We start from the raw sequence: 26,810 nt of genomic DNA on the forward strand, positions 1-26,810 counted from the left end.
TGACACCGGGTCATCCCAGAGGGGTACGGCAGGTTGATGCCGCGGTCTGATGCTTTCGCGGAGCCGGTCGGGTGGAATGGTCGTACCAGACCACGGAGGTAGCGCAGACATGGCACCGAACGACAGCGACGCACAGACCCCGCGGCCCGCGCGCCGGACAGTGGCGCGGTACGCGGTCCCGGTCGCGGTGGCGGGGGTGGCGGCGGCGACCATCGGGCTCGTCCCGGCGCTCGCGGCTTCCGGTGACCCGGACCTGCCGAAGATCACCGCGCAGGAGCTCGTCGAGAAGATAGCCGCGTCGGACGTCCAGCACGTGTCCGGCACGGTGAAGGTCACCACGGACCTGGGCCTGCCGTCCATCGCCGGCCTCGGTGACCTGCTGGGCGACCGCGCCGCGGCCGAGTCCGCCGACGCGCAGCTCATGCGGTTCGCGACCGGTACGCACACGCTGAAGGTCGCCGCGGACGGCCCGGACCGCCAGCGCCTGACCGTCCAGGACGGCGGCGACGAGTACACCCTCGTGCGCAACGGCGCGGAGACCTGGGTGTACGACAGCAAGTCCGGCAAGGTCCTGCACGACGTGGACGCCGCCCCCGGCAGCGGGGCGGGCGGCCGGGACGCCGATGGCGCCGACGGGCCCCCGGTCACGCCGAAGGAGCTCGCGGCCCAGGCGCTGGCGGCGGTCGACGAGACGACGTCGGTCACCGTCGACGGCACGGCGCGGGTCGCCGGGCGCGACGCGTACCAGTTGGTCATGAAGCCCGAGCAGAGCGGGTCCACGATCGGTTCGGTGAAGGTCGCGGTCGACGCGGAGAACGGCGTCCCGCTGAAGTTCACGCTCACGCCGAGCGGCGGCGGCGCGGCGGCGGTCGACGTCGGCTTCACCAAGGTCGACTTCGGGAAGCCGGACGCGTCGGCGTTCACGTTCACGCCGCCGAAGGGCGCCGAGGTCACCGAGGCGGACGAGGCGCGCGAACCGGCCGCCGAGCTGAAGGAGAAGGACCGCAAGGCGCTGGAGGAGGGCCTGAAGGAGCTGGAGGGTCGGGGTGGCGAGCCGGGCCTGAACGTCATGGGCGAGGGCTGGACCACGGTCGTCGAGCTGGCCGGACCGGGTGGCGGCGCCCCGGCGGGCGCGCCCGAGGGCGGTGCCGCGTCGGAGGAGCTGCCCGCCGGGGCGCAGCAGTTCCTGGACGGCCTGGGCAGCAGGGTCACCGGTGAGTTCGGCTCGGGCATGGTCTTCAAGACCCGCCTGGTCAACGCCCTGATGACGGACGACGGCCGGGTGTACGCCGGCGCCGTGACCGAGAAGGCGCTGGTCGCGGCGGCGAACGACGCCGCGAAGCAGGCCGTGAAGTAGGCCGCGCCGCGGGTACGCGGGCCGGGGCCCGCCGCACAGGCACGGCGGGCCCCGGCCCGCCGCCTCCGGTCCGCCGCTCCTGGCGCGTACGCCGTCCCCGGCCTGTACGCCCTTCCCGGCTCGTGGTGCCGCCCCCGGCCGGGGAGGCCGGGGGCGGAGGTCGCCGGAGCCCGGCGGCTCGGGAGGCCGGGGCTCCGGTGGCTGGTGAGGCCGGGGCTTCGTTCGGGGCCCGGCGGCTCAGAAGGTCAGCGAGAAGGCGCTGATGTAGCCGGTGTCGTACGGCCCCACGTCCTGGACCCGCAGTCGCCAGGTGCCGTTGGCGACCTCGCTGGACGCGTCGACCGTGTACGTCTCCTGGACGTTGTCGGCGGAGTCGTTGCCGGAGTTCTTCAGCCGGTACGCCGTGCCGTCCGGGGCGAGGAGGTCGATGACGAGGTCGCCGCGCCAGGTGTGGACGATGTCCACGCCGACCTTCAGCGCGGCCGGGGCGTTGCCGGTGCGGCCGCTGACGGTGACGGACGAGGTGACGGCGGCGCCGTTGTCCGGGATCGCCACGTCGGCCGTGTTCTGGTACGTGTCACCGGTCGGCGGTTCGGTCGTCCCGGCGGACAGCGTCCACACGGCGTGCGCGAGGGCGTCGCTGTTGCGGTCCAGCGCCGTGTCGTTGATGTTGGCCGTCGTGTCGCACGACGAGTGGTAGCAGCGGTCGAAGGACTGTCCCGCCGTACCGCCCCACTTCTGGGCCTGCGCGGCGGTCTTCGTCCGGCTGGCGCCGGTGAACAGCCCGCCGACCGGGACCCCGGCGCTCTTGAACGGGGCGTGGTCGGAGCGCCCGTCGCCCTCGGTCTCGATCTCCGTGGCGACGCCGATGCCGGTGAAGTAGTCCTTGAAGGTCTTCTCGATGGTCGGGTCGTCGTCGTAGACGAAGTAGCCCGGGTTGGGCGATCCGATCATGTCGAAGTTCATGTAGCCGCTCAGCTTGGAGCGCTCGGTGGCCGGCAGGTTCGCGACGTAGTACTTCGAGCCGACGAGGCCCAGCTCCTCGGCGCCCCACCAGGCGAACCGCAGGTGCTTGGCGGGCTTGAACCCGGCGCGGGACACGGCGAGCGCGGTCTCCAGGACGGCGGCGGAACCGGAGCCGTTGTCGTTGATGCCGGCCCCGGAGGAGACCGAGTCCAGGTGGGCGCCGGCCATGAGGACCTGGTTCGGATCGCCGCCGGGCCAGTCGGCGATCAGGTTGTAGCCGGTGGCGCCGCTGGACGTGAACTGCTGGAGGGTGGTGGTGAACCCGGCGGCGTCGAGCTTCGCCTTCACGTAGTCGACCGACGCCTTGTAGCCGGGGCGGCCGTGGGCGCGGTTGCCGCCGTTGGCGGTGGCGATCGACTGGAGCTGGGTGAGGTGCGCCTTGACGTTCGCCAGCGGGACGTCCGGGGCGGCGGCCGTACCGGCGGGCGTCGCGGGCGACGTGCGGGCCGTGGTGGGAACGGCGGTGACGGGCGCGGCGGTGGCGGCGGGCGCGGCGGTGGCGAGCAGGCCCGCGAGGGCGAGGACGGTGGCCGCGGCGGTGCGTCTGGGCATGCGGGACACGGAGTGCGTCATGTGGGGGCTCCGGGATTCCGTACGGGGATGGGGACGGAACGTGCGAGACGCCCCGCGAGGGCTGTTCGCGGGGCGTTGGAGCTGTGGTGCGTGTGACCGGTCTGCTCAATCGTGCGGTGTTGAATGTACAGCGACAATTCATCCGCGCGTCAAGGGCGGTTTCCGGTCACCGGAGCCCGCATATCGGACGGTTCGGCGCTACTGCACGCAGAACTCGTTTCCTGCCGGGCCGCCATGACGGTCCACCGGCCGCCCTGCCCATCCGGCCGGGCGACCTCCGCGGCCCGGCCCCGCCCGGGGCCCGTGTGCGCGTCGATGCGGAGCCGGTTCTTGGCCGCCTTCTCCTCCGGGACGCGCTGGAACGGCAGGCGGCGGCCCGGGCCGACGTCCGCCCCCCTCCCCTCCTCGCAGGGGTTGTCCGGATGGCGGACGGCGGCCGGATCCCGTCACGCCCGGCGGCCGCACACCTCGACCGTCAGGCCGGCCGGCGCGTGCCCCAGGTCGAGGAGCCGCTCGATGGGCGCGTCGCGGTCCTCGACCGCGTGACCCGGCGTCCGCGCCCAGAGGTCGACCCGGGTGTGCGGGTCGGCCGCGTCGATCACGGGCTTCCAGTGGAGTGTCGTCGTGCGGCCGTTCACCGGGCTTGCGTGGCGGAGTCCGCCACAGGCGTCGTCCCGCGCGCGCCGGAGGGCTCCCCCTGCCGCTTCGCCCCGGGGCGCCCCGCCCCGGAGCCGCTGCCGACCGGCGGGCCCGCCCCGGCGGCCCGCCGTGAGGCGTTGGACCCGCCGGACGGGCTGCGGGCCCGGACCGCCGCCGGGGCCGCCCCAGCTCCGGGCCGCACCTCGCCGCGCCTCGCCCCGCCGTCAAGGATCCACGTCCCGGGTCATCGGCGCGGATCCGGTTCCCGCGGCACGCCGGGGTCCTCGTCCGGCGGGTACTCCTCGACGATCTCGCGCACGTCGGGGTCCGTGGAGGCGAGCGCGGCGCGGCGCCACTGGTCCATGAGGCGGGTGTCGCCGATGTCGTCGAGGGTCAGTGCCAGGGCGCGCATCGCGAGGGAGTCCGTGACCTCGCTGTCGTCCCGCAGGGTCGCGGCGACCAGCGGGGCGAGGTCGTCGTGGAGATCGGTGGTCCTGCTCAGGGTCCGCAGGATCTCGCGGCCGAAGATCCCCGGCTTGTTGATGCTCAGGCAGTACTCGTACAGCTCGGGCACCAGGGCCCGGACCACGTGCGGGTGGTCCGCGCCCACCTCGCGCAACAGGCCCAGGGCCTCCTGTGAGCCCCGGCCCGTGTCCAGCGCCCTCCTGAGCACCGGCACCGGGTCGGCCGCGAGGAACCGGCCCCTCGCGGCCGCGTGCCGCTCTTTCGCCTCGTCCAGTTCCCTTTCGAGCGCGTGACGTTCGCGGTCCGCCTCCAAGAGCTCTTTCCAGGCCCGCTGCGCCTCGGGTTCCTCGCTGTCGTCGAACAAGACGTCCCGTAAGGTGTCGAGCCAGCCCACGCCTTCCCCCCTGCTGTCCGCGGCGTTGTCCGCCGCTCCGCTTCCCACAGCGCCTTCTGAGCGTTCTGAGCCTTCTGGGGGGCAGACAGCCGCGAACCCGCGAAGGTTGTCCTCCCGCCACCGCGAAACGCGGAGGGACGCGAACGACGGCGCACCCGTCGACTCCCCCTCCCGCCCCGGCCGCCGCGGCTCCACGGACCGCCGCGGCAACCGCCGCGAGGCCCGCGCACCGCACCCGTACGGACTCTCGACACCGAGCCCCTACGGGCTCCTGGCGCCGCCCCGCCCGGGGCCGGTCTCAGGAGCGGGGGGCCTCCGCCGCGGCGGGCTCCGGGGCGGTGGCCTTCGCCGCCGCCCGGGCCGCCAGCCGCACGGCCTCCGCCCGCGTCCGCCGCGCACCGCGCAGGGCGTCCCACGTGAGCAGCGTCAGCGCCAGCCACACCAGCCCGAACCCGGCCCACCGCTCCGGCGGCATGGCCTCCCGGAAGTACAGCACTCCCACCAGGAACTGGAACACGGGCGCCAGGTACTGCAGCAGCCCCAGCGTCGACAGCGGCACGCGGATCGCCGCCGCGCCGAAGCACACCAGCGGCACCGCCGTGACCAGGCCCGTCGACACGAGCAGCGCCGTGTGCCCCGCCCCCGCGGCGCCGAACGTGGAGGACCCCTGGAGGCCCAGCCACACCAGGTAGCCGACGGCCGGTAGGAACAGGACGGCCGTCTCGGCGCCCAGCGACTCCAGCCCGCCCAGGTTGACCTTCTTCTTCACCAGCCCGTACGTCGCGAAGGAGAACGCCAGCACCAGCGAGATCCACGGCGGCCTGCCGTACCCGACCGCCAGCACGACCACCGCCACGAAGGCGATGCCGACCGCCGCCCACTGCGCCGGGCGCAGCCGCTCCTTCAGCAGGACGACGCCCATGGCGATGGTGACCAGCGGGTTGATGAAGTACCCGAGGGACGACTCGACGACGTGGCCGGCGTTCACGGCCCAGATGTAGACGCCCCAGTTCGTGGTGATCACCGCTGCCGCGACCGCGATGAGCCCCATCTTCCTCGGCTGCCGCAGCAGCTCGGGTATCCACGCCCAGCGCCGCATGACCAGCAGCGCGAGCGCCACGGCCACCAGGGACCAGGCCATGCGGTGGGCGACGATCTCCACCGCGCCCGACGGTTCCAGCAGGGGCCAGTACAGGGGGAAGAGGCCCCAGGCGCCGTAGGCCCCGATCCCGTAGAGGAGTCCCGCCTTCTGGTCGCCCCCGCCGCCGCTCCTCGCCGCCACTGGCCGCCCCGCTTCCTGTCCCGGACGTCACCGTCCCGCGCCGCGCTGTCCGCTCGACGGTAGCGCCGCGCGGGACGGCGTGTCATGCCCGTATCGCCATACGGTCATGACGTGTCCGTTCCGGGGCCGCCCTCGGACACGGCCCCGGGGCGCCCGCTACAGGGCCTTCAGCGCGGCGGCGACCGTCTCGGCGAGCGGGGTCGTCGGCCGGCCGATGAGCCGGGACAGGTCGCCGCTGGTCCCGGCCAGCCGGCCGCGCGCGATGGCCTCGTCGACGTCGACGAGGATCGCGGCGACCGGCTCGGGCACGCCCGCGCCGGTCAGGATCCCGAGGTGGGTCTCGGCGGGCACGTCGGTGTACGCGATGTCCCGGCCGGTCTGCCGGGAGAGCTCCGCCGCGTACTCGGCGAACGACCACGCCGTGTCGCCGCTCAGCTCGTACGCCGCGCCGAGGTGGCCGTCCTCCGTCAGGACGGCGGCGGCCGCGGCCGCGTAGTCGGCGCGGGCGGCGGAGGCCACGCGGCCCTCGCCCGCGTTGGCGACGACGGCGCCGTGCGCGAGGACCGGGGCGAGGTTTTCCGTGTAGTTCTCGGTGTACCAGCCGTTGCGCAGGAGCGTGTACGGCAGTCCCGAGTCGAGGATCACCCGCTCGGTGGCCCCGTGCTCGGCCGCCAGGTCGAAGTCGGCCTCCGGCCCGCCGAGGACGCCGGTGTACGCGAGCTGGGCGACACGAGCGGCCTTCGCCGCCGCGATCACGGCGGTGTGCTGCGGTACGCGCCGCCCGACCGCGTCGCCGGAGACCAGCAGCACCCGGTCGCCCGCCGCGAACGCGCCGGCGAGGGTCTCGGGCCGGTCGTAGTCGGCGACGCGCACTTCCACGCCGCGCTCCGCCAGGTCGGCGGCCTTCGTCTTGTCGCGGACGGCCGCGGCGATGGACGCGGCCGGTGTGCCGCGCTCCAGCAGGGCATCGATGACGAGACGGCCCAGGCGGCCGGTGGCTCCGGTGATGACGACGCTCATGGTGCTTCTCCGTTTCGAGGGGATCGAGCACCCACGTTATACGCAGCGCTTTCTTTTTGAAAGCGCCTCCCTCAGGGGGCGTACGGGCAGGTGGGTGGGCGCTGAGCGGCGTGCGGACTCCGGTCCGCCGGACACGCGGTCCCACCGCCCCCTGGTCCCACGGCCTCGCAGTCCCGCAGTCCCGCGGTCCCACCGCCCCGCGGCCCGTCGAAGTCACCGGGGTCGCCGGGGTCGCCGGGGCCTCCGAGGCCGTCGAGCCGGCCCGCCGGGCAGACGACGAGGCCCGGTCCGGGATCCGCGCGGGATCCGGGACCGGGCCTGCGACCGGCCGGGGCGGCGTCAGCCGACGACCGTCCACGTGTCGTTGCCGGCGAGCAGGGCGGACAGGTCGCCCTTGCCGCGCTGCTCGACGGCGGCGTCGAGCTGGTCGGCCATCAGCGCGTCGTAGACGGGCCGCCGGACGCTGCGGAAGACGCCGATCGGCGTGTGGTGCAGGGTGTCCGGGTCGGCCAGCCGCGACAGCGCGAAGGCCGTGGTCGGGGACGCGGCGTGCGCGTCGTGGACCAGCACCCGCGCCTCGTTCTCCGGCGTGACGGCGACGACCTTCAGATCGCCCGTCGCCGGGTCGCGGACGACGCCCTTCGACCCGTCCGGGCCGAAGCGGATCGGCCGGCCGTGCTCCAGGCGGATCACCGCCTCCTCCGCCCGCTCCTTGTCCTTGAGCGCGTCGAAGGCGCCGTCGTTGAAGATGTTGCAGTTCTGGTAGATCTCCACCAGGGCCGTGCCGGGGTGGTCGGCGGCCTGCCGCAGGACCTCGGTGAGGTGCTTGCGGTCGGAGTCGACCGTCCGGGCGACGAAGCTCGCCTCCGCGCCCAGCGCCAGCGACACCGGGTTGAACGGCGCGTCCAGCGAACCCATCGGGGTCGACTTGGTGATCTTTCCGACCTCGGAGGTGGGCGAGTACTGGCCCTTGGTGAGGCCGTAGATCCGGTTGTTGAACAGCAGGATCTTGAGGTTGACGTTCCGCCGCAGCGCGTGGATCAGGTGGTTGCCGCCGATGGACAGCGCGTCGCCGTCACCGGTGACGACCCACACGGACAGGTCGCGGCGCGAGGCGGACAGGCCCGTGGCGATGGCGGGGGCGCGGCCGTGGATGGAGTGCATCCCGTACGTGTTCATGTAGTACGGGAAGCGGGAGGAGCAGCCGATGCCGGAGACGAAGACGATGTTCTCCTTCGCCAGCCCCAGCTCGGGCATGAAGCCCTGCACGGCGGCGAGGATCGCGTAGTCGCCGCACCCCGGGCACCAGCGGACCTCCTGGTCCGACTTGAAGTCCTTCATGGACTGCTTGCCCTCGGCCTTGGGCACCAGGGTCAGGGCTTCACTGGGCATCGATGGCCTCCTTGAGGGCCGCGGCGAGCTGTTCGGCCTTGAACGGCATGCCGTTGACCTGCGTGTGGCTGCGCGCGTCGACCAGGTACTTCGCGCGGACGAGCGTGGCGAGCTGCCCGAGGTTCATCTCGGGGACGACGACGGTCTCGTACCGCTTCAGGACCTCGCCGAGGTTCGCCGGGAAGGGGTTGAGGTGGCGCAGGTGGGCCTGCGCGATCGTTTCGCCGGCCGTGCGCAGCCGGCGTACGGCGGCGGTGATCGGCCCGTACGTCGAGCCCCAGCCGAGGACGAGGGTGCGCGCGGCGCCGCTCGGGTCGTCGACCTCCAGCTCCGGGACCGCGATCCCGTCGACCTTGGCCTGGCGGGTGCGGACCATGAAGTCGTGGTTGGCCGGGTCGTACGAGATGTTGCCCGTGCCGTCCTGCTTCTCGATGCCGCCGATCCGGTGCTCCAGACCGGGCGTGCCGGGCAGCGCCCAGGGCCGCGCCAGGGTCTGCGGGTCGCGCTTGTACGGCCAGAAGACCTCGGTGCCGTCCTCCAGCGTGTGGTTCGGGCCCGTCGCGAAGGTGACACCCAGGTCCGGGAGGTCCTCCGGGTCCGGGATGCGCCACGGCTCGGAGCCGTTCGCCAGGTACCCGTCCGACAGGAGGAACACCGGCGTCCGGTACGCGAGCGCGATCCGCGCGGCCTCCAGGGCGGCGTCGAAGCAGTCCGCCGGCGTCCTCGGCGCCACCACCGGCACCGGGGCCTCGCCGTTCCGCCCGTACATCGCCTGGAGCAGGTCCGCCTGCTCGGTCTTGGTCGGCAGGCCCGTGGAGGGGCCGCCGCGCTGGATGTCGACGATCAGCAGCGGCAGCTCCAGCGACACCGCCAGGCCGATCGTCTCGGACTTCAGCGCCACACCGGGCCCGGACGTGGTCGTCACCGCCAGCGCGCCGCCGAACGCCGCGCCCAGCGCCGCGCCGATGCCGGCGATCTCGTCCTCCGCCTGGAAGGTCCGCACGCCGAAGTTCTTGTGCTTGCTCAGCTCGTGCAGGATGTCCGAGGCCGGCGTGATCGGGTACGACCCGAGGAACAGCGGCAGGTCCGCCTGGTGCGCGGCCGCGATCAGCCCGTACGACAGGGCCAGGTTCCCGGAGATGTTCCGGTACGTGCCCGCCGGGAACGCCGACGTGGCGGGGGCGACCTCGTACGAGACGGCGAAGTCCTCCGTCGTCTCGCCGAAGTTCCAGCCCGCGCGGAACGCGGCGACGTTCGCCTCCGCGATCTCCGGCTTCTTCGCGAACTTCTTCCGCAGGAACTGCTCGGTGCCCTCCGTCGGCCGGTGGTACATCCACGACAGCAGGCCCAGCGCGAACATGTTCTTCGACCGCTCCGCCTCCTTGCGGGACAGGCCGAAGTCCTTCAGCGCCTCGACCGTGAGGGTCGTCAGCGGTACGGGGTGGACGCGGTAGCCGTCCAGCGACCCGTCCTCCAGCGGCGAGGTCGCGTAGCCGACCTTCGCCATCGCCCGCTTCGCGAACTCGTCCGTGTTGACGATGATCTCGCTGCCGCGCGGCACGTCCCCGATGTTCGCCTTCAGCGCGGCCGGGTTCATCGCGACCAGCACGTTCGGCGCGTCGCCCGGCGTGAGGATGTCGTGGTCCGCGAAGTGAAGCTGGAACGACGACACGCCCGGCAGCGTCCCGGCGGGCGCCCGGATCTCGGCGGGGAAGTTCGGCAGCGTCGACAGGTCGTTGCCGAACGACGCCGTCTCCGACGTGAACCGGTCCCCCGTGAGCTGCATGCCGTCACCCGAGTCGCCCGCGAAGCGGATGATCACCCGGTCCAGACGGCGGATCTCCTTCGCGGGGACGCGCTGCACCGGGGTGCCGCGCTGTTCCCCGGCGCGCTGTTCCCCGGCGGCCGCCTCGTCGGCCGCTCGCGTCTCGCGCGCCGCCTCGCCTGTCTGCTCGGCCGGGCTACTGACCTGGCTGGTCACTGAACTGGACCTCCCTCGAGACAAGGGGTCTCCCCGCCGTCGGCGGGAGAACGCTCGGAAGACGGCCGGACGACCGGCCGTCCCGAGGCCCACCCTACGTCGGTAAGGGTTCCCTTCCCTGGACAGCTCGAATAGTGGACGTTCTGATAAGACGCCTGTTTGTCCTGGAACATCATGCTTCGTATCCCCCTGTGTTCCACCGGAACGGCGCTCCCGGCCCGGTCTTTGGTCCTAGGCCCTCCGGGGGGCCGGGGCCGGATCAGGAGTCGCCGGCGGTTCAGGAGCGGTCACCGGCGGTTCAGGAGTTCAGATAGGTCAGCACCGCGAGCACCCGGCGGTGATCCCCTTCGCTCGGGGAGAGCCCCAGCTTCAGGAAGATGTTGCCGACGTGCTTCTCGACCGCCCCGTCGCTCACCACCAGCTGCCGCGCGATCGCCGAGTTCGTCCGGCCCTCGGCCATCAGACCGAGGACCTCCCGCTCGCGCGGCGTCAGCCCCGCCAGCACGTCCTGCCGGCGGCTCCGCCCCAGTAGCTGCGCCACGACCTCCGGGTCGAGCGCCGTGCCGCCCCGGGCGACCCGCGCCACCGCGTCCACGAACTCGCGGACCTCGGCGACCCGGTCCTTCAGCAGGTAGCCCACCCCCCGGCTGCTGCCGGCCAGCAGCTCCGTCGCGTACCGCTCCTCGACGTACTGCGACAGCACCAACACCCCGACCCGCGGGTGGTCCCGGCGGAGCCGCACGGCGGCCCTGACCCCCTCGTCGGTGTGGGTCGGCGGCATCCGCACGTCCACGACGACCACGTCGGGCGCCGCCCCGCCGGCGGCCAGCGCGTCCACCGTCCCGATCAGGGCGTCCGCGTCCCCGACCCCCGCGACGACCTCGTGCCCGCGGTCGGTCAGCAGCCGGGTCAGGCCCTCCCTGAGCAGTACGGAATCCTCCGCGATGACCACCCGCACCCTGTCGTCCACGGCCGTGCAGCCCCCCACTCCCGATCGGCTCCGGACGGCGATGTCCACCGTCACCACCAGCATCGCAGCAACTTCGGCCGTGTGGGCGAACAGTGTTCAACTGCGTTCAACCGCGCCAGGGCAGCTCGGCGGTGACGGTCGTCGGACCGCCCCGGGGGGAGTGGACGACGAGGACCCCGTCGACGGCGTCGAGGCGTTCGGCGAGGCCGGCGAGGCCGGTGCCGCGGGAGGGGTCGGCGCCGCCGTGCCCGTCGTCGGCGACCTGGAGGAGGAGGCGGTCGCCGGTGCGCCGGACGTCGACGGTGGCGTGGCGGGCGCCGGCGTGCTTGGAGACGTTCTGGAGGAGCTCCGAGACCGTGAAGTACGCGATGCCCTCGACAGCGGCGGCGGGCCGCTCCGGCAGGTCCACGGCGACCGCGACGGGTACGGCGCAGCGTGAGGCGATGGCGGAGAGGGCGGCGTCCAGGCCGCGGTCGGTGAGGATCGCGGGGTGGATGCCGCGGGCGAGGTCGCGCAGTTCCTGGAGGGCGAGCTTCACCTCGCCGTGGGCCTCCTCGACCATCCGGGCGGCGGCCGCGGGGTCCTCGGCGGCCTTCTCCTTCGCCAGCCCCAGGTCCATGGCGAGGGCGACGAGGCGGGCCTGCGCGCCGTCGTGCAGGTCGCGCTCGATGCGGCGCAGGTCCGCCGCCGCCGCGTCCACCACGACCCCCCGGCCCGACTCCAGCTCCGCGACCCGCCGCTCCAGCTCGTCCGACGGCCCCAGCAGCCCCCGCACCATCGCCCGGTCGGCGTTGGCCATCACCCGAGCCAGGTACGGCAGCGCGGGCCACAGCGCCACCAGCGCCACCAGGGTCACCGCGCACGTCAGCACGCCCCACGGCAGCCGCACGAACCCGTACAGCACCGTCCGCCACGCCACCGCGTCCTGCAGCGCCGCCCAGGCCGCGTCCGCCACGCCCCCGCCCGGACGGCGCGGCGGACGGCTCGGCTCCTCGATCCGCACGCCGAGCAGCCCCCGGGCCCGGGCCCGCTCCGCCCGCCCGACCAACCGCGCCCCGGCCAGCCCGGCCGCCAGCAGCGGCAGCCCGACGACCGTCACGGACAGCGCCGCCCCCACCGCCACCGTCATCGTCACGTAGACGAACGCGACGAGGGATACTGGGAAGTTCGACAGGAGGTGGGCGATCTCCTTCCACGTGGCCGTCCCGAGACCGGCGCGTCCCGCGCGGGAGGGGAGAGCCGGGGCCGGGTGGTCGCTGCGCGTGGTCATGGCGTCCAGCCTGCCGGGCCGCAACCCGGCGGCGCCATGGGGTACATGGGCGGGGTCCGGTGGGGATAACCCCACCCCGGGTGCGGCACGGCTGACCCCCGGACTTCGCCAGGGCCTAGACTCCCGTGCGTACAGATCGCCGGATCGCCGGATCGGCGCCCGCGGGGGCAGGAAGAGGGAGGGACGGACGTGCCGGACCAGACCGGACTCGACGTGCCGGACCAGACCGGACTCGCGGCCGACTACTTCCAGAGCTACTCGGCCGTCGGACTCCTCGCCGTCATCGGAGTCCTCTTCGTGGCCGTCGCGTTCACGGCCGGGCGGCTGCTCCGCCCCGTCGTGCCGACACCGGAGAAGCTCCTGACGTACGAGTGCGGCGTCGACCCCGTGGGGGAGGGCTGGGCCCACACCCAGGTCCGCTACTACGTCTACGCCTTCCTCTACGTGATCTTCGCGGTCGACTCGATCTTCCTCTTCCCGTGGGCGACCGTCTTCGCCGAGGCGGGGTACGGCGCCACCACGCTCGTCGAGATGTTCGTCTTCCTCGGCTTCCTGGCCGTGGGACTGCTCTACGCGTACAAGAAGGGCGTCCTGACATGGACGTGACTCCCGGCGCCACCGGCGCCACCCGCGTGCCGTCCGAGCCGGTGCCGCTGCCCGAGCCGCAGAGGCTGGGCGTGCTGTCGCGGCTGGCGCCCGAGCCGATGAAGGTGGTCCTGAACTGGGGCCGCCGCTACAGCCTGTGGGTCTTCAACTTCGGGCTGGCCTGTTGCGCCATCGAGTTCATCGCGGCGTCGATGGCCCGCCACGACTTCATCCGGCTCGGTGTGATCCCCTTCGCGCCCGGCCCGCGCCAGGCCGACCTGATGGTCGTGTCCGGCACGGTCACCGACAAGATGGCGCCCGCCGTGAGGCGCCTGTACGAGCAGATGCCCGAGCCGAAGTACGTGATCTCCTTCGGTGCCTGCGCCAACTGCGGCGGCCCCTACTGGGACTCGTACTCCGTCACCAAGGGCGTCGACCAGATCATCCCGGTCGACGTGTACGTACCGGGCTGTCCGCCGCGTCCCGAGGCGCTCCTCCAGGGCATCCTGAAGCTTCAGGAGAAGATCGCCCGCGAGTCCCTCCACGAGCGGTACGGCCGGGGGGCGTCCCGCCCCTCCACCGCCGCCCTGCGCAGCGGCCTCGTCACCCCGCCGCCCGCGCCGGGAGGCGGGACGCGGTGAACGCGTACGACACGCTGCCCGACGCCGTCACCGACGTCTTCGGCGCGGAGGCCACCGCCGAGCGGGCGTACGACCTGCTGACGGTCGACGTGCCAGCCGGCGCGTGGATCGCCGCGCTGGAGACCGCCCGCGACAAGCTGGGCTGCACCTACTTCGACTGGCTGAGCGCCGTCGACGAGCCCGGCACGGGCTTCCGCGTCTGCGCCCACGTCGTCGCGCTGGAGGGCGGCCGGGTGCGCCGCCTGCTCCTGCGGACGACGGTCCCGCACGGCGCCCCCGCCCTGCCCACGGCCGTGGACGTGTACGCGGGCGCCGCCTGGCACGAGCGCGAGACGCACGAGATGTTCGGCGTGGTCTTCGAGGGCCACCCGAACCCGGCGCACCTCCTGCTCCCCGACAACTTCGAGGGCCACCCCCTCCGCAAGGACTTCGTCCTGGCCGCCCGCGTCGCCAAGGCGTGGCCGGGCGCCAAGGAGCCGGGCGAGTCCGAGCACGGCGGCCCCAAGCGGCGCCAGATGCTGCCGCCCGGCGTCCCCGACCCCAACGAGTGGGGCCCGCTGAAGGGCCAGCTCCCGCCGGCCCCGGCCCGTCCGGCCCGCGCCCCGCGCGCGGGCGCGGCCGACCGCCCGCCGCGCCGCACCCGTACGGCGGGCGAGGGCTCGGCCAGCCAGACGGCCGGGGCGCCGGCCGCGGGCCCGGGGCCGGAGGCCGCCACTCCAGGCTCTATCCCGGGCTCCGTCCCGGAGGTCGCCGCCCCGGGCTCCGCTCCGGAGGCGGCTGCCCCCCGACCCCGCCGTACCCGCTCGGTGGGCGAGGGCTCGGCCACGCAGCGCCGCAGCCGCTCGGCCACCGAGGGCTCGGCGAGCCAGCGCGGGAGCACCACCCCCCAGCCCGAGAACGCCACCCCACGGCCCGAGAGTGCCGCGCCGCAGGGCGGGGACGCCGTGCCCGGGAGCGGGGACGTCGCGCCGGAGCGCGACGGCTCGGCGCCCGAGCGCCCCACGCCCGCCCCGGCGGCGCCCCCGCGCACCCGCAGCGCGGACGCCCCGTGGAACAACCCGCGCCCCGCGTTCGACGACCCGGCGTCCGACCCGGCCCCCGCGCCATCCGCCCCGGACCCGTCCGACCCGGAGCCCCGTCCCGACGCCGCTCCTGCGTCCGACCCGGAGCCTCGCCCTGGTGCCGCCTCCGCGTCCGACCCGGAGCCCCGTCCCGCGTCCGACCCGGCCCCGGGCCCGTCCGGGCGGCCCGAGCCGCAGGCGACCCCGGAGCCCCGCCCCGGCACCGGCCCGGCGTCCGACCCGGCCCCCGCCCCGGACTCCGGTTCCGAGCCCGACTCCGCCCCCGCTCCCGAGCCCGCCCCCGCCCCCGACCGACGACGTTCCGAAGGAGACGCGTGAACGACGTACTCGACGTCGCCCTCCGCCTGGTCGTCGTCTTCGCCGTGTTCCTCGTCCTGCCCCTCGTCGTGGGGCAGACCGAGCACAAGGTGATGGCGCACATGCAGGGCCGCCTCGGCCCCATGTACGCGGGCGGCTTCCACGGTTGGGCACAGCTCGTCGCGGACGGCGTGAAGTTCGCGCAGAAGGAGGACGTGGTCCCGGCCGACGCCGACCGCCGCGTCTTCCAGCTCGCCCCCGCCGTCGCGCTCCTCCCGTACCTCCTCGTCCTCGTCGCCATCCCGATCGGCCCCGGCGAGGGCGCGGTCGGCGTGGCCGTCGACGCGGGCGTCTTCTTCGTCCTCGCCGTCATGGGCGTGGGCGTGCTCGGCTCGCTCATGGCGGGCTGGGCGTCCGCCAACAAGTTCTCCCTCCTCGGCGGCCTCCGCACCACCGCGCAGCTCCTCGCGTACGAACTGCCGATGCTGCTCGCCGCCGCGTCGGTCGCCATGGCGGCCGGCACGGTGTCGCTGCCGGGCATCCTCGACGCGTTCGAGTGGTGGTGGCTGCCCTGGCAGATCGTCGGCGCCCTGGTCTTCTTCGTCGCAGGCCTCGCCGAACTCCAACGCCCGCCGTTCGACATGCCGGTGGCCGACTCGGAGATCATCTTCGGCGCGTACACCGAGTACACCGGCCTCCGCTTCGCCCTGTTCCTGCTCGCCGAGTACGCGGGCATCGTCGTCCTGTGCGGTCTGACCACCGTCCTCTTCCTCGGCGGCTGGCACGGCCCGTTCGGCGCCGACGGCCTGGGCTGGGTGTGGACGCTCCTGAAGACGGCCGTGCTCGCCTTCGTCGTGATCTGGCTGCGCGTGAGCTACCCGAGGCTGCGCGAGGACCAGTTGCAGAAGCTCGCCTGGACCACGCTCGTGCCGCTCGCCCTCGCCCAGATCGCCCTCACCGGCATCGTCAAGGTGGTGATCCAGTAATGGCTCCGTTCCCCGGATCCGGTCTCGCCAAGGGCCTGGCCGTCACCCTCCGGACGATGACGAGGAAGAGCCACACCGCGCAGTACCCCGACGTCCAGCCCGAACTGCCGCCGCGCTCCCGCGGCGTCATCGGTCTGTTCGAGGAGAACTGCACGGTCTGCATGCTCTGCGCCCGCGAGTGCCCCGACTGGTGCATCTACATCGACTCCCACAAGGAGACGGTGCCGCCCGCCGCGCCCGGTGGACGCGAGCGCAGCCGCAACGTCCTCGACCGCTTCGCGATCGACTTCTCGCTCTGCATGTACTGCGGCATCTGTGTCGAGGTGTGTCCTTTCGACGCGCTGTTCTGGTCGCCGGAGTTCGAGTACGCGGAGGAGGACATCCGCGACCTCACCCACGAGCGGGACAAGCTCCGCGAGTGGATGTGGACGGTCCCGGAGCCGCCCGCCCTGGACCCGGGCGCGGAGGAGCCGAAGGAGCTGGCCGCCGCGCGCAGGACGGCCGACAAGCTCGCCGCCCAGCAGGCCGCCGAGCGGGAAGCCGCCGCCCAGGACGCCTCCCGGGCCCCCGGCGAGGCACCCGGCCGGAACGGCACCGGCGACACCCCCGGCACCACCGCCGAGGGAGGCACCGCGTGACCTCCGCCCTGCCCCTCGCCGCCCCCGGCTTCCTCTCGCCCACCGGCACGGAGATCGCGTTCCTCCTCGTCGGCGTCGTCACCCTCGCCGCCGCGGTCGTCGCGGTCACCACCCGCCAGCTGGTGCACGCCGCCCTGTGGCTGGTCGTCGCCCTCGGCGGGGTCGCCGTCGAGTACCTGCTCCTCACCGCCGAGTTCATCGCCTGGGTCCAGGTCCTCATCTACGTCGGTTCCGTCGTCGTCCTCCTCCTCTTCGGACTCATGCTCACCAAGGCACCCATCGGCCGCTCCCCGGACGCCGACTCGGGCAACCGACCCGCCGCCCTCGTCGTGGCCGCCGCCGCGGCGACCGCCCTCGTCTGGGTCGTCGTCGACGCCTTCCGCACCACCTGGATCGACCTCGACGGCCCCGCCCAGGGCACCACCCGCGTCTCCGGCGAGATGCTGTTCCGGAACTGGGTCCTCCCCTTCGAGGCGCTGTCCGTCCTGCTGCTCGCCGCGCTCGTCGGCGCGATCGTCCTCTCCCGCAAGGGCGACAAGGACACGGAGGGGAAGCGCTGATGCACCTCGCCTACCCGGCCGTCCTCGCCGTGCTCCTCTTCTGCACCGGCCTGTACGGCGTCCTCGCCCGCCGCAACGCGATCCTCGTCCTGATGTCCGTCGAGCTGATGCTCAACGCCGTCAACCTCAACCTCGTCGCCTTCGACGTCTGGCTCCGCGACGCCCTCCACGCCGGTCAGGCGCTGACCCTGTTCACCATCGCCATCGCCGCCGCCGAGATCGGCATCGGCCTCGCGATCGTGCTGATGGTCCACCGCAACCGCGGCACCGCCGACATCGACCGGCTCCGTGACAACACCGAGCCCCCGGGCGGCGCCGAGGCCGACCACGAGCAGACCGGCAAGAAGGCCGAGGCCACCGCGTGACCACCACGACCCTCGCCGTCCTCGTCCCCCTCCTCCCGTTCCTGGGCGCCGCCGCCGGCCTCCTCCTGGGCCGCGCCGCGCCCGGCTTCGTGCGCCCCCTGGCCGTCCTGCCGACCGTCGCCGCGCTCGTCCTCGCCGTCCTCGTCGCCGTACGGCAGGGCGGCGGCCGGGCCGTCGACGCGGCCACCCAGCTCACCCCGACCGGCTCCGTCCCGATCGAGCTGGCCCTCCACCTCGACGGGTTCGCCGCCCTCACGGCCGTCCTCGTCGGCGTCGTCGCGTCCTGCGTGCAGATCTACTCCACCGGCTACCTGCGCGACGACCCCCGCTACCCCTCGTACGCGGCGCTCGTCTCCCTCTTCACCTCCGCGATGCTGCTCGTCGTCTACTCCGGCGACCTGATGGTGCTGCTGGTCGGTTGGGAGATCATGGGCATCTGCTCGTACTTCCTCGTCGGCCACTACTGGGAGACCCCCGAGGCGCGGGCCGCCTCCCTCAAGGCGTTCCTCGTCACCAAGCTCGGCGACGTCCCGTTCCTCATCGGCCTGCTCGCCCTGGCCGCCGACGCCGGCACGTTCCGGATCACCGGCGTCCTCGGCTCCGTCGCCGCGGGCGGCATCGACCACCCCACCCTCGTGGCGCTGCTGCTCCTCGCCGGTGTCGCGGGCAAGTCCGCCCAGTTCCCGCTGCACACCTGGCTCCCCGACGCGATGGCCGGCCCCACACCGGTCTCCGCGCTCATCCACGCCGCGACGATGGTCGCCGCCGGTGTCTACTTCGTCGCGCGCCTCCTCCCCCTCTTCGCGGCCTCCGCCGCGGCCATGACCGTCCTCGCCGTGATGGCCGCGCTCACCATGGTCGGCTCGGCCCTCGCCGCGCTCGCCCAGGACGACATCAAGCGCGTCCTCGCCTACTCCACCATCGGCCAGCTCGGCTACATGTCGGGCGCCCTGGCCGTCGGCGACCGCGGCGCCGCCGTCTTCCACCTCCTGTCGCACGGCGCGTTCAAGGCGCTGCTGTTCCTGGCCGCCGGTGTGGTCATCCACGCGGCGGGCACCAACTCGCTCGCCGCCATGTCCCGCATGAGCGGCCTCGCCCGGCGCGTCCCCGACGCGTACTGGACGATGACGGTCGCCCTCCTGGCGCTCGCCGCCATCCCACCGTTCGCGGGCTTCTTCTCCAAGGAGGCCGTCCTCGTCGCCGCCGAGCACACCGCCCTCGGCGACCGGAACGTCGCCCCGGCCGGCGCCGGCTGGACCGTCTTCGCCGCCGGACTGCTCACCGCCCTCCTCACCGCCGCCTACGCGGCCCGCCTGTGGCTGCTCGCCTTCCGCGGAAGGGGCACCGAGGCCCCCGACCACGGCCGGCAGCCCATCGCCATGAGCACCGTCCTGTGGGTGCTCGCGGTCCCCTCCCTCGCCTTCGGACTGGCCGTCACCTTCCTCGACGACTGGTTCGACGGCAACGCCCTCACCCCGACCACCACCACCGCGGTCCTGGGCACGGGCCTCGCCCTCGTCGGCGGCCTGGTCACCTACGCCGCCTGGCGCCGCGCCACCGCCCGCGCCGCGCACGTACCGATCGGCGCGGTGGCCGCCCACCCCGAAGCCGACCCCGCCGTCTCCGAGGCCGAGGCCATCGCGACCCACGTCCCGGCCTACGGGTCGATCGCCTCCGCCCCCGACCCGGGCGACCCCGGACGCCTCCTCCTCGGCCCGCTCCACCGGCACGCCGCCACCGGCTTCCACCTCGACGCCGTGTACACCGCCCTGTTCGTACGCCCCGTCCGCGCGGCGGCCTCCCTGGTCCGCTTCCTCGACCGCGAGGTCGTCGACACCTACGTACGCGGAGCGGGCGCCACGACCGGCCTGCTCGGGGCGGCCGTGCGCCGCGCCCAGACCGGCAACGTGCAGACATACCTCAGCGTCCTGCTCGCCGGTTCCGTCGTCCTGGCGGTCGCCGCCGTCCTCGTCGCCGCCGGAGCGTGAGCCGTGATCGATATCAGCGAATCCGTGATGCAGTTCCTCCTCGCGTTCCTCGTCGCCGGCCCGCTCGTCGGCGCCGTCGCGGCCCTCCTGCCCGCCCCGCCCGGACTGAGGGGGAAGTCACCGGACCAGGCCGTGCTCCGCCACGGCGTGACCGTCACCGGCGCGATCCTCGCCGCCGCCCTCGTCCTCACGCTCGGCTTCGACCACGACCAGCCCTCGAAGATGCAGGCCACGACGGACATCAGCTGGATCCCCGCGCTCGACGTGCGGATCCACCTCGGTGTCGACGGCATCTCGCTCCCCCTCCTGGTCCTGACCGCGCTGCTGACCTTCCTCTGCGCGCTGTACGGCTACTTCAAGCAGCCCGCCGGCCCCTCCCCGAAGGCGTTCGTCGCGCTGCTCCTGGTCCTCGAGTCCGGTACGCTCGCGGCCTTCGCCGTCCTCGACCTGCTGCTGTTCTTCCTCGCCTTCGAGATGGTGCTCATCCCGATGTACTTCCTCATCGCCCGCTGGGGCGGCGAGGGGCGGCAGCCCGCCGCCTGGAAGTTCATCCTCTTCACCCTCCTCGGCTCGGTCGTCATGCTGCTCGGCCTGCTCCTCATCGGGCTGAAGGCCGGCACCTTCGACATGGTGGCACTCGCCACTGACAACGGCCGTGACCTCAGCACGTCGCTTCAGGTCATCGCCGTCCTGGCGATCGGGATCGGGCTCGCGGTGAAGACCCCGATGTGGCCGCTGCACAGTTGGCTCCCCGACGCGCACACCGCCGCGCCCACCGTCGGCTCCGTCCTCCTCGCCGGCGTCCTCCTCAAGATGGGTACGTACGGGTTCGTCCGGATCGTCCTTCCGATCGCCCCCGAGGGCATGCACGTCTTCGCCCCGTACCTCGCCGCCTTCGCTGTCGCCGGGATCATCTACGGGTCGCTGGCCTGCCTCGCCCTCGCCCGGACCGGCGCCCGGGGCGACCTGAAGCGGCTCATCGCCTACTCCTCCGTGGGCCACATGGGCTTCGTCCTCCTCGGCATCGCCACCATGACCCCCACCGGCGTCAACGGCGCGCTGTTCGCCAACATCGCCCACGGCCTGATCACCGGCCTCCTCTTCTTCCTCGTCGGCGCGATCAAGGACCGCTGCGGCACGGCGGACCTCGACACCCTCGCCGGCGCGACCGGCGCCGCCCTGTACGGCCGCGCGCCCCGCCTCGGCGGGTTGCTCGCCTTCGCCGCCGCCGCCTCCCTCGGCCTGCCCGGACTCGCCGGGTTCTGGGGCGAGATGCTCGCCATGTTCGGAGCGTTCCGGCCCGCCGAGGGCCTCAGCCGGCCCGCGTTCCTCACCTACATGGCCGTCGCCGGCTTCGGCACGCTGCTCACCGCCGCGTACTTCCTCGTCGTCGTACGCCGCGTCTGCATGGGCGCCGGACCCGCCGCCGACCGGCCGCCGCTCGCCGACGTCCAGCCGTACGAGTTCGCCGCCTGGACCCCGCTGGCGGCCCTCACCGTCCTCGCCGGACTCTGGCCCGCGGTCCTCCTCGGCCTCACCGACCCGGCCGTGCAGCAGCTTCTCGCAGGAGGCAAGTCGTGACCGCCGCAGCCGTGACCGCCGCCCCCGCCACCCTGGCCGCGGCGCCCGCGAGCGGCGACCTCGTGCAGACCGTCGACTGGGCCGCCATCGCCCCGCCGACCATCGCCGCGGTCGTCGCCCTGGCCGTCCTCGTCGCCGACCTGTTCCTCCCGCAGGCCCGCAAGCAGCTCCTCGCCCAGGTGGCCACGGCCAGCCTCGCCGCCGCGCTCCTCGCGCTCGTACCGCTCCGCTCCGGCGACCGCTCGACGTTCTGCCTGACCGGGAACCCCGGCGCGTGCAGCTACACCGCCGACCACTTCACCCTCGCCATCCAGCTCCTCGTCCTCGGCGGGGCCCTCCTCACCGCCCTGCTGTCCGTCACGAACACCAGGGAGGAGCTCCCCGCCGGCGAGTTCTGGTTCCTGCTGCTGTCCTCCGCGGCCGGCGCCGCCCTGCTGCCCGCCTCCCGCGACCTCGCCACCCTCGTGGTCGCCCTGGAGGTCGCCTCCCTCCCCGCCTTCGCGCTCGTGGGCCTCAAGCGCGGCGACCGCATGTCCGGCGAGGCGGCGCTGAAGTTCTTCCTCTCCTCCGTCACCGCGACCGCCGTCACCCTCCTCGGCGTCAGCTTCGTGTACGCCTCGACGGGCACCCTCCACCTCACGGAGATCGCCCGGCAGCTCGACGACGTCCCCGCGCAGCTCGGCACCCTCGCCGAGGCGGGCGTCGCCCTCACCCTGGTCGGTTTCGCCTTCAAGACGGCCGCCGCGCCCTTCCACTTCTGGGTGCCCGACACGTACGTCGGCGCGCCGCTGCCCGTCGCCGCGTACCTGTCCGTCGTCGGCAAGGCCGTCGGCTTCACCGGCCTCGTCCTCGTGACCGTCGTCGCCTTCCCGTCGTACGCGGACGTGTGGGGCCCGGCCCTCGCCGTGCTCGCCGCGCTCACCATGACCGTGGGCAACGTCGCCGCGCTGCGGCAGGTCCCCACGCGCGCGCGGAGCGCGGTCCGCCTCCTCGCCTGGTCGTCCGTGGGCCAGGCCGGCTACCTCCTGGTGCCGATCGCCGCCGCCGCGTACTCCAGCGACGACCGGATCGGCGCCACCGTCGCGTACGCCCTGATGTACGCCGTCGTGAACCTGGGCGCCTTCGCGGTCGCCGCCCTCGTCGCCCGTACGCACCCGGCGAACCGGATCGCCGACTACCGGGGCCTGTACGCCACCCGGCCGGTCACCGCCCTCGCCATGGGCTTCTTCCTGCTGTGCCTGGCCGGGCTGCCGCCCGGCGTCATCGGCCTGTTCGCCAAGGTCGTCGTCTTCTCCGCCGCCGTCGACGCGGGGCTCGGCTGGCTGGCCGTGGTCATGGGCGTGAACGTGGTGGCCGCCCTGTACTACTACCTGCGCTGGACGGCCGTCCTGTTCCGCGCCCCGGAGGGCGCCGCCGGCGAGGCCCCCGTACGGCACCGCGCGCCCGCCCCCCTGGCCGCGGCGATCGCACTGACCGCCGTCGCCGGCGTGCTGCTGTCCGGCTACCCCCAGGGGGTCCTCCGCTTCGCGGCGACCACCCTCTTCTGACGGCACGCCCACCGCATCACCCGAACGGCCCAGCGCCCGCCCGGCGCGCGGCAGGGAACCCACCACTCCCGCCTGGCGTTGACCAGTACGGGAGCGTCCACTGGAGAGTGGAGAGACATCAGCGAAGGGTTCCCCTGCCGCACCACTTGGAGGGCGTACCGTGCACCGCCGGCACAACGGGCTCAGGACCGCCGTACTCCTCGGAGGACTGTCCGCGCTGATCATCCTGATCGGCGGTTTCTTCGGGCGCACGGGCCTGGTCGTCGCCGTCCTCGTCGCCCTCGGGACGAACGCCTACGCGTACTGGAACAGCGACAAGCTGGCCCTGCGCGCGATGCGGGCCCGCCCGGTCAGCGAGTTCGAAGCACCGCAGCTCTACCGGATGGTCCGCGAGCTGTCCACGCAGGCCCGGCAGCCGATGCCCCGGCTGTACATCTCGCCGACGCAGGCCCCCAACGCCTTCGCGACCGGCCGCAACCCGCGCAACGCCGCGGTGTGCTGCACGGAGGGCATCCTGCGGCTCCTCGACGAGCGTGAGCTGCGCGGCGTCATCGGGCACGAGCTCAGCCACGTCTACAACCGGGACATCCTGATCTCGTCGGTCGCCGGCGCCCTCGCCTCCGTGATCGTGTTCCTGGTGAACTTCGCGTGGCTCATCCCGATCGGCCGCTCCGACGACGACGAGGGCCCCGGCCTCCTCGGCATGCTCCTGATCATGATTCTCGGCCCGGTCGCCGCCTCGGTCATCCAGTTGGCGATCAGCCGCTCCCGGGAGTACGAGGCGGACGACTCCGGAGCCCGGCTCACCGGCGACCCGCTGGCCCTCGCGAGCGCCCTGCGCAAGCTGGAAGCGGGGACGCAGCGGTTGCCGCTGCCGCCCGAGCCGCGCATCGAGACCGCGAGCCACATGATGATCGCCAACCCGTTCCGGCCCGGCCAGGGCATGGCCCGGATGTTCTCCACCCACCCGCCGATGGCGGAACGCATCGCCCGGCTCGAACGGATGGCGGGGCACCGCCCATGAAGACGATCCTCAACATCATCTGGCTGCTCCTCGCCGGCCTGTGGCTGTTCCTCGGCTACGTGCTCGCCGGACTCCTGCTGTGCGTCACCGTCATCGGCATCCCGTTCGGCGTGGCCGCCTTCCGCATCGGCGGGTACGCGCTCTGGCCGTTCGGCCGCACGGTCGTCGACCGCCGGAGCTCGGGAGCCCCGTCCTTCGTCGGCAACGTGCTGTGGCTGCTCCTCGCCGGCTGGTGGCTCGCCCTCGGCCACGTCGTCACGGGCATCGCCCAGTGCGTCACGATCATCGGCATCCCGCTCGGCATCGCCAACTTCAAGCTGATCCCCGTGTCCCTGCTGCCCCTGGGCAAGGAGATCGTCCCCAGCGACCGGCCCTTCACGAGCCGCTGGTAGCCGGTTGTCCACAGGCTGAGCCGAATGTCGGTGGCGTGAGTCACCATGGACGCATGAACGACTACGAAGAGTTACTTTCCTGGGGTGTGGCCGTCGCGGCCGACGACGTGCTCTCCCGGGCTGGCAGGCCCCGGCGCCCACCGGCCCGGCCATCCCCGGCCCCGCCCCTGGTGTCGAGGCCGCCGGCGCCACCCCCGGCCGCCCGCCGCCCGCCCGCTAACGTCCGCGCACCCGTCCCCGCCCCTGCCCCGACCGGGCGCGCACGGCGTAGAGGGCCGCTCCCGCCGCCAGCACCCCCGCGCCCGCCAGGACCGACGACGGCGGCAGGGAGAAGGCCAGCACCAGACACCCGGCCAGGCCGCAGCCCGCCAGGAGCCGGACCGGCGACAGCCGGGTGCCGAGCGTCCACGCGGAGGCGTTGGCGACCGCGTAGTAGACCAGCACGCCGAACGACGAGAACCCGATCGCGCCCCGCAGGTCCGCGGTCGCCGCCACCACCGCGACGACCAGACCCACCACCGGCTCGGCATGGTGCGGCACCCCGAACCGCGGGTGGACGGCGGCGAGCGTACGGGGCAGGTGGCCGTCCCGCGCCATCGCCAGCGTCGTCCGGGACACCCCGAGGATCAGCGCCAGCAGCGAGCCGAGCGCCGCCACCGCGGCGCCCACCCGCACCACCGGAACCATCCAGTCGACGCCCGCCGCCCGCACCGCGTCCGCGACCGGCGCCGTCGACCCACCCAGCCGGTCCGCGCCCAGCACCGACAGGACGGAGAGCGCCACGCACGCGTACACCACCAGCGCGATACCCAGCGCCAGCGGGATCGCCCGCGGGATCGTCCTCTCCGGGTCCCTGACCTCCTCCCCGAGCGTCGCGATCCGCGCGTACCCGGCGAACGCGAAGAACAGCAGCCCCGCCGCCTGCAGCACGCCGCCCGGCGAGGCGCCGCCGCCCAGTTCCAGCCGTCCCGCGTCCGCCACGCCCGACCCGAGGGAGGAGACCACCACGGCCGCCAGCACCGTCAGGACGACCACCACGATCGACCGCGTCACCAGCGCCGACTTCCGCACACCCCCGTAGTTCACGGCCGTCAGCGCCACCACGGCGGCCACCGCCACCGCGTGCGCCTGCCCCGGCCAGACGTACGCCCCCACCGTCAGCGCCATCGCCGCACACGACGCCGTCTTGCCGACGACGAACGCCCAGCCCGCCAGGTACCCCCAGAAAGGACCCAGCCGCTCACGCCCGTACACATACGTGCCGCCCGACGCCGGGTAGCGCGCGGCCAACCGCGCCGACGCCATCGCGTTGCAGTACGCGACGGCCCCCGCCAGCGCCAGACCGACGAGGAGCCACGTCCCGGCGGACGCGGCGGCAGGCCCGAGTGCCGCGAAGACGCCGGCGCCCACCATCGACCCCAATCCGATGACAACCGCGTCGAACACCCCGAGCGACCGCCGCAACGCCTCAGCCATGAGCGGCACCCTACTGAGGCCCGCCCCCCGCCCCACCGGCGGCGGCCGGCCGCACGGCACCGGAAGGGAGGACGGACGCCGGCACCCGAAGGGACCTACCCGCCACCGGCGAGCCCGGTCTCCCGCAGGGTGATGTTCAACCGTCCGGTACGCGGGCCCACCGCGGGGTCGCCCGTGCCCGGATACACCTTCGGCACGCCGTGGTACGCGAACCGCGACGGTCCGCCGAAGACGAACAGGTCCCCCGATTCCAGCCGCACATCGGTGTACGGCCGCCCCCGCCCCTCCGCGTTGCCGAACCGGAAGAGGCAGCCGTCGCCGATGCTCAGTGACACGACGGGAGCCGCCGACCGCTCCTCGCGGTCCTGGTGCATGCCCATGCGCGCGTCCCCGTCATAGAAGTTGATCAGCGCCGCGTCGGGCCGGTACCCGTCGTCCTCCCCGTACGCCGCGGCGACGGCCTCCCGCCCGAGGTCCCCGAGCCAGCCGGGGAAGGCCGCGACGGGCGCCCCGTTCACGTCGTCGGCGGTCCGCGAGTACCGGTACGGCAGCCAGTGCCAGCCCAGGCACACGGTCCGCACCGACATCACCCCACCGCCCGGCAGCACGGTGTGCCGGATCGGCACCGGCCCGCGCGCCCACGCCCGGCACGCCTCGACCAGTTCCCGCTGCCGCTGCGGGGACAGCCACCCCGGCACGTGCACCGCGCCGGGCGCGACCTCCACCCGCCCGCGCCCCAGCGGGAACAGCGCGCCCGTCACCGTACGAGCGCACCCTCCAGGCCGAGCAGCCGCTCCTTGCGCTCCGGCCCCGCCGCGTACCCCCGCAGCGAACCGTCCGCCCCGATCACCCGGTGACAGGGCCGTACGACCAGCAGCGGATTGCGCCCGATGGCCGTCCCCACGGCCCGCACCCCGGCACCGGAGACGCCCACGCGCGCCGCGATCTCCCCGTACGTGGTGGTCATGCCGTACGGGATGTCGTCCAGCACCCGCCAGACCCGCCGCTGGAACGGCGTCCCCACACCCTCCGGGGCCAACGGGAGGTCGAACGCCTTGGTCCTCCCCGCGAAGTACTCCTCCAACTGCTCGGCGACGCGTGTGAACGCCTCCGGTGCGTGCCGCCACCCCTCCCGCACGGTGACGGCGCCCTTCTGCTCCGGCAGGGACAACGACGCCAGCGCCACGGCCCCGTCCGGGGTCTCCTCGCCCGTCAACAACATGCTGCCCAGAGGCCCGTCGACCCGCGCGTACACAGTCATGTCCCCAGTCTGACCCGG

The 26,810-nt window shown here is 73.7% G+C and carries 24 protein-coding genes and 1 pseudogene; 13 read left to right on the forward strand and 12 right to left on the reverse strand.

Features of this window, described 5'->3' with window-relative positions:
* The first annotated feature begins 109 nt into the window (after positions 1–109).
* Positions 110–1,357, forward strand: coding sequence for a DUF2092 domain-containing protein (locus RND61_RS06125; RefSeq protein WP_315876747.1), 1,248 nt, complete (start codon positions 110–112; stop codon positions 1,355–1,357).
* 237 nt (positions 1,358–1,594) lie between these two features.
* On the opposite strand, the gene RND61_RS06130 is transcribed toward RND61_RS06125, so the two are convergent.
* From RND61_RS06130 to RND61_RS06170, 9 genes and pseudogenes are all read right to left on the reverse strand, one after another.
* Entirely contained in the window at positions 1,595–2,935 is a 1,341-nt protein-coding gene (locus tag RND61_RS06130) for a M28 family peptidase (protein WP_391652941.1), read from the reverse strand.
* Positions 2,936–3,154: 219 nt separating this feature from the next.
* Positions 3,155–3,594: pseudogene (locus RND61_RS06135) on the reverse strand (VOC family protein).
* A gap of 245 nt (positions 3,595–3,839) precedes the next feature.
* Positions 3,840–4,502, reverse strand: coding sequence for a hypothetical protein (locus RND61_RS06140; RefSeq protein ID WP_315876749.1), 663 nt, complete (start codon positions 4,500–4,502; stop codon positions 3,840–3,842).
* Between the two features lie 250 nt (positions 4,503–4,752).
* Positions 4,753–5,736, reverse strand: a complete 984-nt coding sequence (gene rarD, locus RND61_RS06145; protein WP_315876750.1) for an EamA family transporter RarD — start codon at positions 5,734–5,736, stop codon at positions 4,753–4,755.
* A gap of 156 nt (positions 5,737–5,892) precedes the next feature.
* Entirely contained in the window at positions 5,893–6,756 is an 864-nt protein-coding gene (locus RND61_RS06150; RefSeq protein ID WP_315876751.1) for an SDR family oxidoreductase, read from the reverse strand.
* A gap of 339 nt (positions 6,757–7,095) precedes the next feature.
* A complete protein-coding gene (locus RND61_RS06155) occupies positions 7,096–8,148 on the reverse strand; it encodes a 2-oxoacid:ferredoxin oxidoreductase subunit beta (protein WP_315876752.1) in 1,053 nt (350 codons plus the stop codon).
* Positions 8,138–10,129: a 2-oxoacid:acceptor oxidoreductase subunit alpha gene (locus RND61_RS06160; protein ID WP_391652944.1), complete on the reverse strand. Its 1,992-nt coding sequence runs from the start codon at positions 10,127–10,129 to the stop codon at positions 8,138–8,140. Before RND61_RS06160 ends, RND61_RS06155 begins: the two co-directional genes overlap by 11 nt.
* A gap of 298 nt (positions 10,130–10,427) precedes the next feature.
* Positions 10,428–11,087, reverse strand: a complete 660-nt coding sequence (locus RND61_RS06165; RefSeq protein ID WP_315876879.1) for a response regulator transcription factor — start codon at positions 11,085–11,087, stop codon at positions 10,428–10,430.
* 118 nt (positions 11,088–11,205) lie between these two features.
* A complete protein-coding gene (locus tag RND61_RS06170) occupies positions 11,206–12,369 on the reverse strand; it encodes a sensor histidine kinase (protein WP_315876753.1) in 1,164 nt (387 codons plus the stop codon).
* A gap of 189 nt (positions 12,370–12,558) precedes the next feature.
* Between RND61_RS06170 and RND61_RS06175 the strand changes: the two genes are divergently transcribed.
* The 12 genes from RND61_RS06175 to RND61_RS06230 all read left to right on the forward strand — a co-directional run bounded on the left by RND61_RS06175 (position 12,559) and on the right by RND61_RS06230 (position 24,055).
* Positions 12,559–12,975, forward strand: a complete 417-nt coding sequence (locus RND61_RS06175; RefSeq protein WP_315876754.1) for an NADH-quinone oxidoreductase subunit A — start codon at positions 12,559–12,561, stop codon at positions 12,973–12,975.
* Positions 12,966–13,595, forward strand: a complete 630-nt coding sequence (locus RND61_RS06180; RefSeq protein WP_315876755.1) for an NADH-quinone oxidoreductase subunit B — start codon at positions 12,966–12,968, stop codon at positions 13,593–13,595. Before RND61_RS06175 ends, RND61_RS06180 begins: the two co-directional genes overlap by 10 nt.
* Positions 13,592–14,995 carry an NADH-quinone oxidoreductase subunit C gene (locus RND61_RS06185; protein WP_315876756.1) on the forward strand — a complete coding sequence of 468 codons (1,404 nt, stop codon included), beginning with the start codon at positions 13,592–13,594 and terminating at the stop codon, positions 14,993–14,995. The genes RND61_RS06180 and RND61_RS06185 overlap by 4 nt, the downstream gene beginning before the upstream one ends.
* Positions 14,992–15,960: a complex I subunit 1/NuoH family protein gene (locus tag RND61_RS06190; protein ID WP_315876757.1), complete on the forward strand. Its 969-nt coding sequence runs from the start codon at positions 14,992–14,994 to the stop codon at positions 15,958–15,960. The genes RND61_RS06185 and RND61_RS06190 overlap by 4 nt, the downstream gene beginning before the upstream one ends.
* Entirely contained in the window at positions 15,960–16,598 is a 639-nt protein-coding gene (locus RND61_RS06195; RefSeq protein ID WP_315876758.1) for a NuoI/complex I 23 kDa subunit family protein, read from the forward strand. Before RND61_RS06190 ends, RND61_RS06195 begins: the two co-directional genes overlap by 1 nt.
* Positions 16,595–17,158 carry an NADH-quinone oxidoreductase subunit J family protein gene (locus RND61_RS06200; protein WP_315876760.1) on the forward strand — a complete coding sequence of 188 codons (564 nt, stop codon included), beginning with the start codon at positions 16,595–16,597 and terminating at the stop codon, positions 17,156–17,158. The genes RND61_RS06195 and RND61_RS06200 overlap by 4 nt, the downstream gene beginning before the upstream one ends.
* Entirely contained in the window at positions 17,158–17,523 is a 366-nt protein-coding gene (gene nuoK / locus RND61_RS06205; protein ID WP_315876761.1) for an NADH-quinone oxidoreductase subunit NuoK, read from the forward strand. Before RND61_RS06200 ends, nuoK begins: the two co-directional genes overlap by 1 nt.
* On the forward strand, positions 17,520–19,511 hold the full coding sequence (locus tag RND61_RS06210) for an NADH-quinone oxidoreductase subunit 5 family protein (RefSeq protein ID WP_315876762.1): 1,992 nt from the start codon (positions 17,520–17,522) through the stop codon (positions 19,509–19,511). The genes nuoK and RND61_RS06210 overlap by 4 nt, the downstream gene beginning before the upstream one ends.
* Positions 19,512–19,538: 27 nt before the next feature.
* Complete coding sequence (locus RND61_RS06215; RefSeq protein WP_315876880.1) at positions 19,539–21,092, forward strand: NADH-quinone oxidoreductase subunit M; 1,554 nt, start codon at positions 19,539–19,541, stop codon at positions 21,090–21,092.
* Entirely contained in the window at positions 21,089–22,639 is a 1,551-nt protein-coding gene (locus RND61_RS06220; protein ID WP_391652949.1) for an NADH-quinone oxidoreductase subunit N, read from the forward strand. Before RND61_RS06215 ends, RND61_RS06220 begins: the two co-directional genes overlap by 4 nt.
* 160 nt (positions 22,640–22,799) lie before the next feature.
* A complete protein-coding gene (gene htpX / locus RND61_RS06225) occupies positions 22,800–23,663 on the forward strand; it encodes a zinc metalloprotease HtpX (RefSeq protein WP_315876763.1) in 864 nt (287 codons plus the stop codon).
* Entirely contained in the window at positions 23,660–24,055 is a 396-nt protein-coding gene (locus RND61_RS06230; RefSeq protein ID WP_315876764.1) for a YccF domain-containing protein, read from the forward strand. Before htpX ends, RND61_RS06230 begins: the two co-directional genes overlap by 4 nt.
* Positions 24,056–24,271: 216 nt before the next feature.
* Here the strand turns inward: RND61_RS06230 and RND61_RS06235 are convergent, their stop codons facing one another.
* From RND61_RS06235 to RND61_RS06245, 3 genes are all read right to left on the reverse strand, one after another.
* On the reverse strand, positions 24,272–25,531 hold the full coding sequence (locus RND61_RS06235) for an APC family permease (RefSeq protein ID WP_315876765.1): 1,260 nt from the start codon (positions 25,529–25,531) through the stop codon (positions 24,272–24,274).
* A gap of 95 nt (positions 25,532–25,626) precedes the next feature.
* Entirely contained in the window at positions 25,627–26,292 is a 666-nt protein-coding gene (locus RND61_RS06240; RefSeq protein WP_315876766.1) for an alpha-ketoglutarate-dependent dioxygenase AlkB family protein, read from the reverse strand.
* Positions 26,289–26,792 (reverse strand): methylated-DNA--[protein]-cysteine S-methyltransferase, encoded by a 504-nt coding sequence (locus RND61_RS06245; protein ID WP_315876767.1) that lies wholly within the window; start codon positions 26,790–26,792, stop codon positions 26,289–26,291. The genes RND61_RS06240 and RND61_RS06245 overlap by 4 nt, the downstream gene beginning before the upstream one ends.
* Between the last annotated feature and the right edge of the window lie 18 nt (positions 26,793–26,810).

It is taken from the genome of Streptomyces tamarix (assembly GCF_032423885.1).
Lineage (GTDB): Bacteria > Actinomycetota > Actinomycetes > Streptomycetales > Streptomycetaceae > Streptomyces > Streptomyces tamarix.